Raw genomic sequence first — 15,161 nt, forward strand, 5'->3', positions numbered from 1 at the left:
TCTCGCACGTGACTCGACTGCGGCACGCATGCCGCAGTCGAGTCTTCCACTGGTTAGACGCGGATGGGCACGTCGGTCGCGCGCACCGGCGCCGGCAGGGTCGTCGACCCCTCCAGGTACCGGTCCACGGCCGCCGCGGCCGCCCGTCCCTCTGCGATCGCCCACACGATGAGCGATGCACCTCGACCGGCGTCGCCAGCCACGAAGACGCCTTCCGTCGAGGTCGCGTAGTCCGCGTCGCGCGCGAGCGCTCCGCGGGTGAAGTCCATGCCGAGCTGGTCCGAGAGGGTCTCCTGCTCGGCGCCGACGAAGCCGAGCGCCAGCAGCACGAGGTCCGCGGGGATCTCGCGCTCGGTGCCCGCCTTCGGGCGTCGCACGCCGTCGACGATCTCGGTCTCGGCGACGCGCAGCGCGCGCACCTCCCCCACCTCGTTCGCGACGAACTCGACGGTCGAGGCGAGGTAGGTGCGCTCGCCGCCCTCCTCGTGGCTCGACTGCACCTCGAAGACGGTCGGATGCGTCGGCCACGGCTGGTGCTCGGGGCGCTCGCTCGGCGGCTGCGCGCCGATCGCGAGGTTCGTCACGGACAGCGCGCCCTGACGGTGCGCGGTGCCGATGCAGTCGGCTCCGGTGTCGCCGCCGCCGAGGACGACGACGTGCTTGCCCTCGGCCGTGATCTGGCTCGACACCGCGGTCCCGGCGACGGCGCGGTTCTGCTGCGTGAGGTACTCCATCGCGAAGTGCACGCCGGCGAGGTCGCGCCCGGGGATCGGCAGGTCGCGCGGCACCATGGCGCCGGTGGCGACGACGATGGCGTCGAAGCGCTGGCGCAGGGCGTCCCACGTGATGTCCGTGCCGATGTCGACGCCGGCGCGGAAGCGCGTGCCCTCGGCCTGCATCTGCGCGAGGCGCTGGTCGAGGGTGCGCTTCTCGAGCTTGAAGTCCGGGATGCCGTAGCGCAGCAGGCCGCCGATGCGGTCGTCGCGCTCGTACACGGCGACCGTGTGGCCGGCACGCGTGAGCTGCTGCGCCGCGGCGAGGCCGGCCGGGCCGGAGCCGACGACCGCGACGGTCTTCCCCGTGAGGCGCGCCGGCGGGTGCGGCTCGATCCAGCCGTGCTGGAAGGCGTCTGCCGCGATCGCCTGCTCGACCTGCTTGATCGTCACGGCGGGCTGGTTGATGCCGAGCACGCACGACGACTCGCACGGCGCGGGGCACAGCCGGCCCGTGAGCTCGGGGAAGTTGTTCGTCGCGTGCAGGCGGTCGGCCGCCGCGCGACCCTCGCCGCGCCACGTGAGGTCGTTGAACTCGGGGATGAGGTTGCCCAGCGGGCAGCCCTGGTGGCAGAACGGCACGCCGCAGTCCATGCAGCGACCCGCCTGGCGGCGCAGCACGGCCTTGTCGCCGAGCTCGCCGATCTCCTTCCAGTCCATGATGCGCACGGAGACCGGGCGCTTCGGAGCGAGCTCCCGCTCGGTGGTCTTCAGGAATCCGCGGGGGTCAGCCACCGGTCACCTCCAGGATGCGCGTCCAGATCTGGTCGGAGTCGGGGTCGATCCCCGCATCCTCGGCCTGCTTGCGGATGTCCCGCACGGCGGCCCAGTCGCGCGGCACGATCTTCGTGAACCCCGCGAGCCCGCCGCGCGCATCGAGGAGCCGCTGTGCGACGCTCGACTCCGTGAGCTCGACGTGGCGCTCGAGGATCGCGCGCAGCTCGATCTCGTCCTCCTCGCCGAGCCGTTCGAGCAGCAGCTCGCCGGCGTGCAGCGCGTCGCGGTTGATGCGCGCGGCGTCGAGGTCCAGCACGTAGGCGACGCCGCCGGACATGCCGGCGCCGAGGTTGCGTCCCGTCTGCCCGAGGATGACGGCGATGCCGCCCGTCATGTACTCGAGCGCGTGGTCGCCCGTGCCCTCGCACACGGCGGTCGCGCCGGAGTTGCGCACGAGGAAGCGCTCGCCGACGATGCCGCGGATGTGGAGCGAGCCCGAGGTCGCGCCGTAGCCGATGACGTTGCCGGCGATGACGTTGCGCTCGGCGACGAACGGCGCCGTCGGATCGGGGCGCACGGTGATGAGGCCGCCGGAGAGGCCCTTGCCGACGTAGTCGTTCGCGTCGCCCACGAGGCGCAGCGTGATGCCGCGCGGGATGAACGCGCCGAACGACTGGCCGGCGGAGCCGCGCAGCGTGATGTCGATCGAGTCCGGCGGCATGCCGGCCTCGCCGTGGCGCTTCGTGACCTCGTTGCCGAGCATCGTGCCCACGGCGCGGTCGGTGTTCGCGACCGGGATGTCGAGGCGCACGGTCTCGCCGGCGTGGTGGGCGCGCAGCACCTGGTCGAGCAGGCGCATGTCGAGCTGCTCGTCGAGCTCGTGGTCCTGCACAGTCGTGTTGCGTCGCTCGCCGTGGACGACGGGCACGTCGAGCACCTTCCGCAGGTCGAGGCCGTCGGCCTTCCAGTGGTGGATGGCCTCGTCGACGTCGAGCAGCTCGGAGCGGCCGATGGCCTCGTCGATCGAGCGCAGCCCGAGCGAGGCGAGCAGCTCCCGCACCTCCTGCGCGACGTACTCGAAGAACGTCACGACGAACTCCGGCTTGCCCGTGAACCGCTCGCGCAGCGTCGGGTTCTGCGTCGCGACCCCGACGGGGCACGTGTCGAGGTGGCACACGCGCATCATGATGCAGCCGGAGACGACGAGCGGGGCGGTCGCGAAGCCGTACTCCTCCGCGCCGAGGAGCGCGCCGATCAGCACGTCGCGGCCCGTCTTCAGCTGGCCGTCGACCTGCACGACGACGCGCTCGCGCAGGCCGTTGACCATGAGCGTGTGCTGCGCCTCGGCGAGGCCGATCTCCCACGGCGTGCCCGCGTGCTTCAGCGAGTTCAGGGGGCTCGCGCCCGTGCCGCCGTCGTGGCCCGAGACGAGCACGACGTCCGCCTTCGCCTTCGCGACGCCCGCCGCGACCGCGCCGATGCCCGACTGCGACACGAGCTTCACGTGGATGCGCGCCTCGCGGTTGGCCCGCTTGAGGTCGAAGATGAGCTGCTTGAGGTCCTCGATCGAGTAGATGTCGTGGTGCGGCGGCGGCGAGATGAGCCCCACGCCGCTCGTCGCGTGCCGCGTGCGCGCGACCCACGGGTACACCTTCGCCGGCGGCAGCTGGCCGCCCTCGCCGGGCTTCGCGCCCTGCGCCATCTTGATCTGGATGTCGTCGGCGTGCGTGAGGTACATCGACGTCACGCCGAAGCGGCCGGACGCCACCTGCTTGATCGAGGAGCGGCGCTCGGGGTCGAGCAGACGGTCGACATCCTCGCCGCCCTCGCCCGTGTTGGACTTCGCGCCGAGCCGGTTCATCGCGATCGCGAGCGTCTCGTGCGCCTCCTTGGAGATGGAGCCGTACGACATCGCGCCGGTCGAGAACCGCTTGACGATCTCGGAGACCGGCTCGACCTCGTCGATCGGGATGGGCGTCACGCCCTCGGTCCGCAGGCGGAACATGCCGCGCAGCGTCTTCAGCTCGCGCGACTGCTCGTCGACGGCGCGCGAGTACTCGCGGAACACGTCGTACTGGCGCGTGCGCGTGGAGTGCTGGAGGCGGAAGACCGTCTCGGGGTTGAACAGGTGCGGCGAGCCGTCGCGACGCCACTGGTACTCGCCACCCGTCGGCAGCCCCTCGTGGGCGAACGGCGCCTTCTCGGCCGGGTAGGCGATGGCGTGGCGCTGCGCCGACTCCGCGGCGAGCACGTCGATGCCGACGCCGCCGAGGCGCGTGGGCGTGCCCTCGAAGTAGCGCTCGACGAGCTCCTCGGAGAGGCCGACCGCCTCGAACGCCTGCGCGCCCGCGTACGACCCGACCGTCGAGATGCCCATCTTGGACATGATCTTCGTGACGCCCTTGCCGAGCGCCTTGATGACGTTGTGGACGGCCTCCTCGGGCCCGATGCCCGGGATGCGGCCCGTGATCGCGAGCTGCTCCGCCGTCTCCATCGCGAGGTACGGGTTGATGGCCGAGGCGCCGTAGCCCACGAGCAGCGCGACGTGGTGCACCTCGCGCACGTCGCCGGTCTCGACGACGAGGCCCACGCGCATGCGCGTCTCGGCGTCGATGAGGTGGTGGTGCACGGCCGAGACCGCGAGCAGGCTCGGGATCGGCGCGAGCTGCTCGTTCGAGTCGCGGTCGGAGATCACGACGTACTGCGCGCCCTCGGCGATCGCCTCGTCCACCTCGGTGCACATGTCGCCGAGGCGCGCGACCATCGCGTCCGCTCCCCCGTCGACGGGGTAGAGCGCCGAGATCGTCACGGTGCGCCGCGAGCCGGGCGTGCGATCGATGTGCCGGATCTTCGCGAGCTCGTCGTTGTCGATGACGGGGAAGTCGAGGATGACCTGGCTCGCGTGCGCCGCCGACGCCGTGAGCAGGTTGCGCACGGGACCGAGGCCGAGGCGCATCGACGTCACCACCGACTCGCGGATGGAGTCGAGCGGCGGGTTCGTCACCTGCGCGAAGGCCTGCGCGAAGTAGTCGAACAGCAGCCGCGGACGCTCGGAGAGGACGGCGATGGGCGTGTCGGAGCCCATGGCCCCCAGCGGCTCGGCGCCGGTCGCCGCCATGGGCGTGAGGAGGATGCGCACCTCCTCCTCCGTGTAGCCGAAGGTGCGCTGGCGACGCGTGACGGACGCGGGCGTGTGGATGACGTGCTCGCGGTCGGGCAGCTCGGACAGGTGGATGCGGCTCGACTCGAGCCACTCGCCCCACGGCTGCGAGCGCGCGAGCTCCATCTTGGTCTGGAAGTTGTCGAGCAGGCGGCCGTGCTCGGTGTCGACGAGGAAGAGCCGGCCGGGCTGCAGGCGTCCGCGCTGCACGACGCGCGCGGGGTCGATCGGCAGGACACCGGTCTCGGAGGCGACGACGACGAGGCCGTCGTCGGTGACGAGCCACCGCCCGGGGCGCAGGCCGTTGCGGTCGAGCGTGGCGCCGACGAGCGTGCCGTCGGTGAACGCGATCGCGGCGGGGCCGTCCCACGGCTCGAGCAGCAGCGAGTGGTACTCGTAGAACTCGCGCAGCTCCTGCGGCAGGTCGGTGGCGTTCTCCCACGCCTCCGGCACCATCATCATCATTGCGTGCGGCAGGCTGCGGCCCGACAGCGTCAGCAGCTCCAGCACCTCGTCGAACGAGCCGGAGTCGGAGATCCCCGGGGTCACGATCGGGAAGAGCGGCTTGAGGTCGCCCAGCAGCTCGCTGCGCAGCTGCGACTGGCGCGCGCGCATCCAGTTGCGGTTGCCCTCGACCGTGTTGATCTCGCCGTTGTGCGCGATCATGCGCAGCGGCTGCGCGAGCGGCCACGACGGGAAGGTGTTCGTGGAGTAGCGGGAGTGGACGATCGCGAGCCGCGTCGCGAAGCGCTCGTCCGACAGGTCGGGGTAGAACGGCTCGAGCTGCAGCGTCGTGACCATGCCCTTGTAGGTGATGGTGCGGGCGGACAGCGACGGCAGGTAGTCGCCGATCTCGCGCTCGATGCGCTTGCGCAGGCGGAAGGTGAGCCGGTCGAGGTCGATGCCGGTCGCCTGCGTGCCCGCGGACGCGACGAACAGCTGCTCGATCGCGGGCATCGCGGCGCGCGCGAGGTCGCCGAGCGTCTCGGGACGCACGGGCACCTCGCGCCAGCCGAGCACCGTGAGGCGCTCCTCGCCGGCGATGCGCTCGATCTCGCGCTTGGCGTCCGCGCGCTCGGCGTCGTCGACGGGCAGGAAGGTCAGGCCCGCGGCGTACGCGCCGACCGGCGGCAGCGCGAAGCCCGCGACGGCGCGCAGGAACTCGTCGGGCATCTGCGTGAGGATGCCCGCGCCGTCGCCCGTGCCCGCGTCCGAGCCCACGGCACCGCGGTGCTCGAGGTTGCGGAGCGCGTCGAGGGCGTTGACCACGATGTCGTGGCCGGCGCTGCGGCGCAGCGTCGCCACCATGGCGAGGCCGCACGAGTCGCGGTCGAGGTCGGGGTCGTACATGCCGACCTCGGGGTGGCCACCGAGGTGGCGGAGCATGGGAGCCATGTCGGACCTCCGAGAGGAGAGGGCGGCACGGAACGTCGTCGGCCCGTGTGGCGGATCAGGTGGTGGTCGTCGCGGTTCCCGCAGCCACCGCCGGCTCGGCCGTTGTGTCGGCCTCGTCGAGCTCGGAGTACACGTCGGAGTCTACCGCGTCGTCCTCCGGCTCCCGACCAGGCTGCCAGGGCGAGGGCTCGAGGCCGGGGTGGCGACGGCTCTGGACGACCCAGATGATCACGCCGAGCGCCACGGCGCCGATCGCCGCCCAGACGTTCACGCGGATGCCGAAGAACACCTCGGACGGGTTGATGCGCAGCGTCTCCCACACGATGCGGCCGACGCCGTACCAGACGAGGTAGAAGCCTGCCGCCTTGCCCCACTGCACGTCGCGCTTGCGGTCGAGCCACAGGATGATGACGGCCGCACCGATGAGGTTCCAGACGATCTCGTAGAGGAACGTCGGGTGGAAGAGCGTCCCGTCGGGCAGCCCGACGGGGAACGCCGGATTCGACGGGCTGATCTCGAGGCCCCAGGGCAGGCCCGTCGGCTGGCCGAAGAGCTCGTTGTTCACGTAGTTGCCGACGCGGCCGGCCGCCTGCGCGACGAGCATGCCCGGCGCGAGCGCGTCGACGAAGGTCGTGAACCTGAGGCCCGTGTACCGGCAGCCGATCCAGATGCCGAGCGCGCCGGCGATGAGGGCGCCGAAGATCGCGACGCCGCCGTTCCACACCGCGATGACGTTGTAGAGGTCGAAGTTGTCGCCGAGGTACTCGTCCGGGTACGTGAGCACGTGGAAGAGTCGCGCACCGACGATGCCGAGGATGACGGCGAAGACGGCGACGTCGATCACGAGGCCCCCGTCGACGCCGCGCTGCCGCAGGCGTCGGGCGGTGATCCAGGCGGCGAGGAGGATGCCGGCCAGGATGCACAGGGCGTACGTGCGGATCGAGAAGGTCTCGACGACGTCCGGCAGGAACGGCAGCAGGGCGTGCAGCCACTCGCCGACGGGGACGCCCTGCCACTCGGGCGTGGGGCTGGGGATGCTCTGGAGCACGGATCCTCCGGGTTCGGTGCAGACCGACCGAGTGTCAGTGGGACTGGACGAGTGTACCCGCGGCGAGGTCGGCGACCCGCGCGCGCAGGCCCTCCAGACCGCCGTCGCGGAGGGCGGCGACGAGCGCCGAGCCCGTGATGGCGCCCTCGGCGTACCCGAGCACGTCGGCGACCTGGGCGCCGGTCGAGATGCCGAGGCCGACGCAGCGGGGCAGGTCGATGCCGAGCGCCTCGCGGCGGACGGCCAGGCGATCGGCGAGCGTGCGGGCGGCGGCGTCCATCGAGCCGCGCGCGCCCGTCGTGCCCATCGTCGAGACCGTGTAGACGAAGCCGCGGGATGCCTGCAGGACCGCGTCGATGCGCGCGTCGGACGACGACGGGGCGGCCAGGAAGACGCGATCGAGGTCGTGGTGCCTCGCCGCGTCGATCCACTCGCGGCCGTTCTCCGGCACGAGGTCGGGCGTGATGAGCCCGGCGCCGCCGGTCGCGGCGAGCCGCTCCGCGAAGCGATCCACGCCCCAGCGCAGCACGGGGTTCCAGTACGTCATGACGAGCACGGGCACCGTGGTGCGCCGCGTGATCTCCTCGATGGCCTCGAACGCCTCGTCGATGCGGAACCCGCGGTCGAGCGTCGCCTGCGTCGCGGCCTGGATGACCGGGCCGTCGAGGCTCGGGTCCGAGTACGGCAGGCCGAGCTCGATCGCCGTGACGCCACCCTCGGCGAGCGCGACGCACGCCTCGACGCAGCCCTCCGGGTCGGGGAAGCCGGCGGGCAGGTACCCGATGAGCGCACGATCGCCCGCGGCGGCGATCGCCTGCTGCGTGGCGCTCACGACTGCGTCGCCGACTCGTCGAGCACGTCGAACCAGCGCGCGGCGGTCGCCACGTCCTTGTCGCCGCGGCCGGAGAGCGAGACGAGCAGCACCGCGTCGGGTCCGAGCTCGCGCGCGAGGCGCATGGCGCCCGCGACGGCGTGCGCCGACTCGATCGCGGGCATGATGCCCTCCAGCCGCGTGAGCTCGCGGAACGCGTCCATCGCCTCCGCGTCGGAGATCGGCTGGTACTCGGCGCGGCCGATGTCGTGCAGCCACGCGTGCTCCGGGCCGACGCCCGGGTAGTCGAGGCCCGCGGAGATCGAGTGCGAGTCGCGCGTCTGCCCGTCGGCGTCCTGCAGCATGTACGAGCGCGAGCCGTGCAGCACGCCGGGCGTGCCGTGGCCGATCGACAGGGCGTGCCGCTCGGTGTCGGGGCCGTCGCCGGCCGCCTCGAGGCCGATGAGGCGCACGTCGGCGTCGTCGAGGAAGGCGTGGAAGATGCCCATGGCGTTCGAGCCGCCGCCGACGCACGCGAGCACGGCATCCGGCAGCCTGCCGACCTGCTCGAGCATCTGCGCGCGGGCCTCCTCGCCGATCTGCGCGTGGAAGTCGCGCACCATGACCGGGTACGGGTGCGGACCCGCGACGGTGCCCATGAGGTAGTGGCTCGTCTCGACCGTGCGGACCCAGTCGCGCAGGCCCTCGTTGATCGCGTCCTTCAGCGTGCGCGCGCCGGTCGTGACGGGCACGACCTCCGCGCCGAGCAGGCGCATGCGGGCGACGTTGAGCGCCTGGCGCTCGGTGTCGACCTCGCCCATGTAGATCGTGCACTCCATGCCGAAGAGCGCCGCGGCGGTCGCGGTGGCGACGCCGTGCTGGCCGGCGCCCGTCTCGGCGACGAGGCGCGTCTTGCCAAGGCGCTTCGCCAGCAGCGCCTGGCCGAGCACGTTGTTGATCTTGTGGCTGCCGGTGTGGTTGAGGTCCTCGCGCTTCAGCAGGATCCGCGCGCCGCCGACGGACGCCGACAGGCGCGGCGCCTCGGTGAGCAGCGACGGACGTCCCGTGTACTCGCGGCCGAGCCGTGCGAGCTCCTCGCCGAAGGCCGGATCCTCCCGCGCCTCCTCGTACGCCGCGGCGAGCTCGTCGATCGCGGCCATGAGCGGCTCGGGCATGTGGATGCCGCCGAAGGCGCCGAAGTCGGGGCCGCGCTCGGCCCGCAGGCTCACGATGCGCTCCGGAACGCGGCGACGCGTGCGGCCGGGTCGCCGTCGCGCACGAGCGCCTCGCCGACGAGCACCGCGTGCGCGCCCGCCGTGCGGTACGCGCGCACGTCGTCGACGCCCTGCACGCCCGACTCCGCGACGGCGACGACGCCCTCGGGGATGAGGGGCCGCAGCTCGGCGAAGCGCTCGGGATGCATCTGGAACGTCTGCAGGTCGCGCGTGTTCACGCCGACGATGCGGGCGCCGACGGCGAGCGCGCGACGCACCTCGTCGGCGTCGTGCACCTCGACGAGCACCGACAGGCCGAGCCCCGTCGCGAACGCGTGAAGGTCGGCGAGGGTCGCGTCGTCGAGCGCGGCGACGATGAGCAGCACGAGGTCGGCGCCCGCGGCACGCGCCTCGAGCAGCTGGTAGCGCGATGCGAGGAAGTCCTTGCGCAGCACGGGCACGTCGACGGCGCCGCGCACGGCGCGCAGGTCGTCGAGCGTGCCGAGGAAGCGGCGCCCCTCCGTGAGGACGGAGATGACGCTCGCGCCGCCGGCCGCGTAGGCGGCGGCGAGCTCCGCGGGCTCGGGGATGTCGGCGATGCGGCCCTTCGACGGGCTCGCCCGCTTCACCTCGGCGATGACGTGCACGCCGTCGACGGGCTGCGACAGCAGCGCGACGACGTCGATGGGGGTGCGGGATGCGCGCGCGAGCGCGTCGAGCTCGTCGTACGGCAGCGAGCCGCGACGGGTCTCGGCGTCTTCGAGCGCCCCGGCGGTCAGGGCGTCGAGCATCAGTGCCCCTTGGGGGTGTACTTCGGTCCGTCCACGCCGTAGCCGGCCCGCTTCAGGCCCCAGCCCACGAGCGCGCCGACGGGGATGAAGGCAGCCGAGATCCAGACGAGGAGCGGCATGTCGAGCCAGAAGAACAGCGTGCCGGCCGCGATGGCGACGAGCATGATGATGACGGCCGTCCAGGCGGCGGGCGAGTGGCCCTCGCCGGGCTCGGCGTGCGCTTCGATCGCGGTCTGGTCGCTCACGGTGCTCCTCGAATCCATGGGTGCTCCCCAGTCTACCGGTCGTCGGCGCGGCGGCCGTCCGCGTCGTCGCCGAGGGCCGTGGGGTCCTCGCCGTCGTCGAGGGCATCCCAGGCGAGGCCCGACTCCGCGCGCTCGAAGCGCTGCTGGGCCTGCCGCCGCTGCCATGCACCCGCGGTGATGAGCGCCCAGATCGCGGCGGCGGTCGCGACGAGGAGACCGACGACGGCGAGCGCGGGTGCAGCGGTCGTCGTCGCGGGCGCGTCGAGCGTCGTGACGCCCGTCGCGGCGCTCGCGGCCTCGGCGATCGTCTCGCCGAGCGTCGCGACGCGCTGCACGAGGTGCGTCGCGCCGATCGCGACGACCCCGAGGCCGAGGACGGCGAGCACGCGGGCGACGACGGGCGAGGCGAGCGTGAGCGCGAGACCGAGCGCGCCGAGCGTGAGCGCCACGGGCGCGAGGGCCGGCGCGACCGCCGTGCCGTCGAGCTCGACGGCGGGCGCCTCCGGCGGCGACGCCGTCGCCCACGTCACGACCGAGCCGGCGAGGATGAGCGCGCCGCCGAGGAGCAGCGCCAGCACGGCGAGCAGTCGGCCGCGCGCCCTCACCGGACGATCCTGCGCATCGCGTCGGCGCGCGCCGTCGCCCGCAGCGGCGCGGCGGCCTTGCTGCGCACCTCGGCGTGCTCGGTCGCGGGCACGCTGTCGGCGACGAGACCCGCACCCGCCTGCACGTGCGCCATGCCGTCGACGATCGTGACGGTGCGGATGGCGATGGCGAGGTCGGCGTCGCCCGCGAAGTCGAAGTAGCCGACGACGCCGCCGTACACGCCGCGCTGCGCGGGCTCGAGCGCGTCGATGATCTCGAGCGCGCGCGGCTTCGGCGCGCCCGAGAGCGTGCCGGCGGGGAACGTCGCGCGGAACGCGTCGACGGCGGATGCGTCCTCGCGCATCCGCCCCTCCACCGTGGAGACGATGTGCATGATGTGGCTGAAGCGCTCGATCGCCATGAACTCCGTGACCGCGACCGAGCCGGCCTCGCACACCTTGGCGAGGTCGTTGCGGGCGAGGTCGACGAGCATGACGTGCTCGGAGCGCTCCTTGGGATCGGCGAGCAGCTCCTCCGCGAGGGCGTTGTCGGCGGCGGCGTCCACGCCGCGCGGCCGCGAGCCCGCGATGGGATGCATCGTCGCGAGGCCGTCGTGCACCGTGACGAGCGCCTCGGGGCTCGAGCCGACGACCTGGTACGGCCGTCCGCTCCGGTCCTCGAGCGTCAGCAGGTAGAGGTACGGCGAGGGGTTGAGCAGGCGCAGCACCCGGTACACGTCGAGCGGATGCGCGGCGAGCGGCACGTCGAAGCGGCTCGAGAGGACGACCTGGAAGACGTCGCCGTCGACGATGTGCTGCTTCGCGCGCTCGACCATGCCGGCGAAGCCCTCCGCCGTCACCGATGCGGCGGGCTCGGGCTCGACGTCCGCGAGCGGCTCCGCGAGCCACGTCGGTGCATCCTCGGCGAGGCGCGCCTGCATGTCGTCGAGCTGCCGCTGCGCGCCCGCCCACAGCCGGTCGGCATCCTCGACCCCGTCGGCGAGCGCCGTCGCGATGAGCAGGGCGGTTCCGGTGCGATGGTCGAGCACGACGAGCTCGGCGACGAACGACAGGCCGATCGCGGGCACGTCGACCTGCCGCGGCGGCGGGCTCGGCAGGTGCTCGAGCTCGCGCACCGCCTCCCAGCCCACGTGGCCGACGAGCCCGCCCGTGAGCCGCGGCAGGCCCGCGACGCGCGGCGTGCGCCACCGCTCGAGCACGTGCGCGACCGTCTCAAGCGGCGTGCGCTCGACCTCGTCGCCCAGCAGCCGCTCGAGGCTCAGCCCGTGGCTGCGCCACGTCACCTCGCCCTCGTCGGCGGTGAGCTGACCGAACGAGGAGACGCCGACGAACGAGAAGCGGTTCCACACGCCCTGCTCGGCCGACTCGAGCAGGAACGAGCCCGGCCGGTCGACCGCGAGCTTGCGGTAGACGCCCACGGGGGTCTCGGTGTCGGCGAGGATCTCGCGCACGACGGGCACGACGCGGTGCGTCGGCAGCAGCGCGTCGAACGCCTCGCGCGTCGTCGTGGTCACGACGTCACCTCGATGGGCGTGAAGAAGCACGTGCGGTTGCCGGTGTGGCAGGCGGGGCCCGTCTGCTCGACGCGCACGAGCAGCGTGTCGGCGTCGCAGTCGATCGCGATCGACACGGGCACCTGCACGTTGCCCGAGGTGTCGCCCTTGCGCCAGTACTCCTGCCTCGACCGCGACCAGAACGTCACGCGCCCCTCGGTCGCGGTGCGACGCAGCGCCTCGGCGTCCATGTAGCCGACCATGAGCACGTCGCCCGTCGCGTCGTCCTGGATGACGGCGGGCACGAGCCCGTGCTCGTCCGTCCTCAGCCGCGGGATCGTCACCGTCATCGCACCGTCACCCCCGCCGCGCGCATCGCGGCCTTCACCTCGTCGATCGTGCACTGCCGCGAGTGGAAGATGCTCGCGGCGAGCACGGCGTCCGCCCCCGCGTCGACCGCGGGCGCGAAGTGCTCGGGGACGCCCGCTCCCCCGCTCGCGACGACCGGCACGCTCGTCGCGTCGCGCACGGCGCGGATGAGGGCGAGGTCGAAGCCGGCCTTCGTGCCGTCGGCGTCGATCGAGTTCACGAGCAGCTCGCCCGCGCCGCGCCGGTCGACCTCGGCGGCCCACGTGATGGCGTCGATGCCGGTGCGGCGTCGGCCGCCGTGCGTCGTGACCTCGAAGCCGCTCGGCGTCTGGGCGGAGCGCAGCACGTCGAGCGACACGACGAGCACCTGCGCGCCGAACGCGCTCGAGATCTCGTCGACGACCTCGGGACGCGCGATGGCGGCCGAGTTCACGCCCACCTTGTCGGCGCCGTGCGCGAGCAGCCGCGAGACGTCGGCGACGGTGCGGACGCCCCCGCCGACGGTGAGCGGGATGAAGACCTGCTCGGCGCATCGCTCGACGACCTCGAGGATCGTGTCGGCGCCCTCGACCGTCGCGGTGACGTCGAGGAACGTGAGCTCGTCGGCGCCCTCGGCCGCGTAGCGCGCCGCGAGCTCGACGGGGTCGCCCTGGTCGGCGAGATCCTGGAATCGCACGCCCTTCACGACGCGGCCGCCGGCCACGTCGAGGCACGGGATGACGCGCGTCGTGAGCATCAGATCCTCGCCGCGTGGATGCGCGTGACGATGATCGCCTTCGCGCCGGCGGCCTCGAGCGCATCCATGACGCGGTTGACGTCGTGCGACTCGGTCATGACCCGCACGGCGACCCAGTCGTCGTCGCGCAGCGGGGAGATCGTCGCCGACTCCTTGCCGGGGCACACGCGCACGGCGGCGTCGAGGTCCTCGCGCCGCACGTCGTAGTCGACCATGACGTAGCGGCGTGCGACGAGCACGCCCTCGAGCCGACGGCGCAGCGTGTGCAGCCCCTCGCTCGCGGCGCCCGACGAGATGAGCACGGCCTCGGACGACAGGATCGGCTCGCCGAAGGTCTCGAGCCCCTGCTTCCTCAGGGTCGCACCGGTCTCGACGACGTCCGCGATCGCGTCCGCGACGCCGAGGCGCACGGCGGACTCGACGGCGCCGTCGAGGTGCACGAGCGTGGCGTCGAGCCCGCGCGCATCGAGCCACGAGCGCACGAGCCCCGTGTAGCTCGACGCGATGCGCACGCCCGCGAGCTGGTCCTGCGAGGCGAAGGCGCCCACGGGGCCGGCGAAGCGGAACGTGGAGCGTCCGAAGCCGAGGCCCTGCACCTCGACGGCCGGCGAGCCGGAGTCGAGCAGCAGGTCGCGGCCCGTGATGCCGACGTCGATGACGCCGGAGCCGACGTAGGTGGCGATGTCGCGGGGGCGAAGGTAGAAGAACTCGACGTCGTTCGACGGGTCGGAGACGATGAGCTCCTTGCCGTCGCGGCGACCGTGGTACCCGGCCTCCTCGAGCATCCCGGCGGCGGTCTCGGAGAGCGCGCCCTTGTTGGGCACGGCGATCTTCAGCATGTGCGTCTCTTCTGGGTCTGCGGGGAAGGGTGAGCGGCAGGCTCAGAGATGTCGGTAGACGTCCTGCAGGGTGAGGCCCTTGGCGAGCATGAGCACCTGCAGGTGGTAGAGCAGCTGCGAGATCTCGAGCGCCGTCTGCTCGTCGCCCTCGTGCTCGGCGGCCATCCAGACCTCCGCGGCCTCCTCGACGATCTTCTTGCCGATCTCGTGGACGCCGGCGTCGACGCGCGCGAGGGTGTTGCCCTCGCGACGCTCGGCGACGGTCCGCTCGAGCTCGGCGAACAGCGCGTCGAAGGTCTTCACGATCCCAGGGTATCGGCCGCGGCGAGCACGTCGCGCAGCGCCTGGATGCGCGGCGCAGGGTCGCCGTGGCCGTAGACCGCGCTGCCCGCGACGAACGTGTCCGCACCTGCGGCCGCGGCCTCGCCGATCGTCTCGGCCGAGATGCCTCCGTCGACCTGCAGCAGCACCGGCACGCCCGCGTCGTCGGCCGCGCGGCGCAGCGCACCGAGTTTCGGCAGCACCTCGGGCATGAACGACTGCCCGCCGAAGCCGGGCTCGACCGTCATGACGAGCACCATGTCGAACGCGTCGATGCGGTCGGCGTACGGCGCGACGTCGGTGCCGGGCTTGATGGCGACGGCGGCGGCGACGCCCCGGTCGCGCAGCGTGCGGGCGAGCGCGAACGCATCGCGCGTCGCCTCCGCGTGGAACGTGACGCTCGCGACGCCGGGCAGCACGTACCGCGGCGCCCACCGGTCCGCGTCGTCGATCATGAGGTGCACGTCGAGCGGCAGCGGCGAGACCTGCCCGATGCGCTCGACGACGGGCAGGCCGAGCGTGAGGTTCGGCACGAAGTGCCCGTCCATGACGTCGACGTGCACCGCGTCGGCGCCGTCGATGGCGTGCAGCTCGCGCTCGAGGTTCGCGAAGTCGGCGGAGAGGATGCTCGGGTGGATGCGCAC

Annotated in this window: 14 protein-coding genes; all 14 read right to left on the reverse strand. The window is 72.8% G+C overall.

What is annotated here, in order from left to right:
• Positions 1-53 precede the first annotated feature (53 nt).
• From C1N71_RS07490 to rpe, 14 genes are read right to left on the reverse strand one after another with little or no spacing between them, the layout of a single operon-like run.
• On the reverse strand, positions 54-1,508 hold the full coding sequence (locus tag C1N71_RS07490) for a glutamate synthase subunit beta (RefSeq protein WP_137755818.1): 1,455 nt from the start codon (positions 1,506-1,508) through the stop codon (positions 54-56).
• Positions 1,501-6,045 carry a glutamate synthase large subunit gene (gene gltB / locus C1N71_RS07495; RefSeq protein ID WP_254677937.1) on the reverse strand — a complete coding sequence of 1,515 codons (4,545 nt, stop codon included), beginning with the start codon at positions 6,043-6,045 and terminating at the stop codon, positions 1,501-1,503. Before gltB ends, C1N71_RS07490 begins: the two co-directional genes overlap by 8 nt.
• Positions 6,046-6,100: 55 nt before the next feature.
• On the reverse strand, positions 6,101-7,093 hold the full coding sequence (gene lgt / locus C1N71_RS07500) for a prolipoprotein diacylglyceryl transferase (protein WP_441297030.1): 993 nt from the start codon (positions 7,091-7,093) through the stop codon (positions 6,101-6,103).
• A gap of 34 nt (positions 7,094-7,127) precedes the next feature.
• On the reverse strand, positions 7,128-7,925 hold the full coding sequence (trpA, locus tag C1N71_RS07505) for a tryptophan synthase subunit alpha (RefSeq protein WP_137755819.1): 798 nt from the start codon (positions 7,923-7,925) through the stop codon (positions 7,128-7,130).
• Complete coding sequence (gene trpB, locus C1N71_RS07510; protein ID WP_137755820.1) at positions 7,922-9,133, reverse strand: tryptophan synthase subunit beta; 1,212 nt, start codon at positions 9,131-9,133, stop codon at positions 7,922-7,924. The genes trpA and trpB overlap by 4 nt, the downstream gene beginning before the upstream one ends.
• A complete protein-coding gene (gene trpC / locus C1N71_RS07515; RefSeq protein ID WP_137755821.1) occupies positions 9,130-9,909 on the reverse strand; it encodes an indole-3-glycerol phosphate synthase TrpC in 780 nt (259 codons plus the stop codon). Before trpC ends, trpB begins: the two co-directional genes overlap by 4 nt.
• Positions 9,909-10,154, reverse strand: coding sequence for a DUF6704 family protein (locus C1N71_RS07520; protein WP_254677938.1), 246 nt, complete (start codon positions 10,152-10,154; stop codon positions 9,909-9,911). The genes trpC and C1N71_RS07520 overlap by 1 nt, the downstream gene beginning before the upstream one ends.
• Before the next feature lie 32 nt (positions 10,155-10,186).
• Positions 10,187-10,759: a Trp biosynthesis-associated membrane protein gene (locus C1N71_RS07525; RefSeq protein ID WP_137755823.1), complete on the reverse strand. Its 573-nt coding sequence runs from the start codon at positions 10,757-10,759 to the stop codon at positions 10,187-10,189.
• Positions 10,756-12,273 carry a chorismate-binding protein gene (locus C1N71_RS07530; RefSeq protein WP_137755824.1) on the reverse strand — a complete coding sequence of 506 codons (1,518 nt, stop codon included), beginning with the start codon at positions 12,271-12,273 and terminating at the stop codon, positions 10,756-10,758. The genes C1N71_RS07525 and C1N71_RS07530 overlap by 4 nt, the downstream gene beginning before the upstream one ends.
• Positions 12,270-12,602, reverse strand: a complete 333-nt coding sequence (gene hisI / locus C1N71_RS07535; protein ID WP_137755825.1) for a phosphoribosyl-AMP cyclohydrolase — start codon at positions 12,600-12,602, stop codon at positions 12,270-12,272. Before hisI ends, C1N71_RS07530 begins: the two co-directional genes overlap by 4 nt.
• Positions 12,599-13,360, reverse strand: coding sequence for an imidazole glycerol phosphate synthase subunit HisF (hisF, locus tag C1N71_RS07540; protein WP_302630606.1), 762 nt, complete (start codon positions 13,358-13,360; stop codon positions 12,599-12,601). Before hisF ends, hisI begins: the two co-directional genes overlap by 4 nt.
• The gene (gene hisG / locus C1N71_RS07545; protein WP_137755827.1) at positions 13,357-14,196 is read right to left on the reverse strand and encodes an ATP phosphoribosyltransferase; all 840 of its coding nucleotides are present in this window, start codon (positions 14,194-14,196) and stop codon (positions 13,357-13,359) included. Before hisG ends, hisF begins: the two co-directional genes overlap by 4 nt.
• Positions 14,197-14,238: 42 nt before the next feature.
• The gene (locus C1N71_RS07550) at positions 14,239-14,499 is read right to left on the reverse strand and encodes a phosphoribosyl-ATP diphosphatase (protein WP_137755828.1); all 261 of its coding nucleotides are present in this window, start codon (positions 14,497-14,499) and stop codon (positions 14,239-14,241) included.
• On the reverse strand, positions 14,496-15,161 hold the full coding sequence (gene rpe / locus C1N71_RS07555) for a ribulose-phosphate 3-epimerase (protein WP_137755829.1): 666 nt from the start codon (positions 15,159-15,161) through the stop codon (positions 14,496-14,498). The genes C1N71_RS07550 and rpe overlap by 4 nt, the downstream gene beginning before the upstream one ends.

This window comes from Agrococcus sp. SGAir0287, from assembly GCF_005484985.1.
In the GTDB taxonomy this organism is placed as follows: domain Bacteria; phylum Actinomycetota; class Actinomycetes; order Actinomycetales; family Microbacteriaceae; genus Agrococcus.

Bases quoted from the DNA above. Each gene is read 5' to 3' on its own strand.
- gltB (WP_254677937.1), bottom strand. From the start codon at position 6,045: ATGGCTCCCATGCTCCGCCACCTCGGTGGCCACCCCGAGGTCGGCATG.
- trpC (WP_137755821.1), bottom strand. From the start codon at position 9,909: ATGCTCGACGCCCTGACCGCCGGGGCGCTCGAAGACGCCGAGACCCGT.
- hisI (WP_137755825.1), bottom strand. From the start codon at position 12,602: ATGACGGTGACGATCCCGCGGCTGAGGACGGACGAGCACGGGCTCGTG.
- hisG (WP_137755827.1), bottom strand. From the start codon at position 14,196: ATGCTGAAGATCGCCGTGCCCAACAAGGGCGCGCTCTCCGAGACCGCC.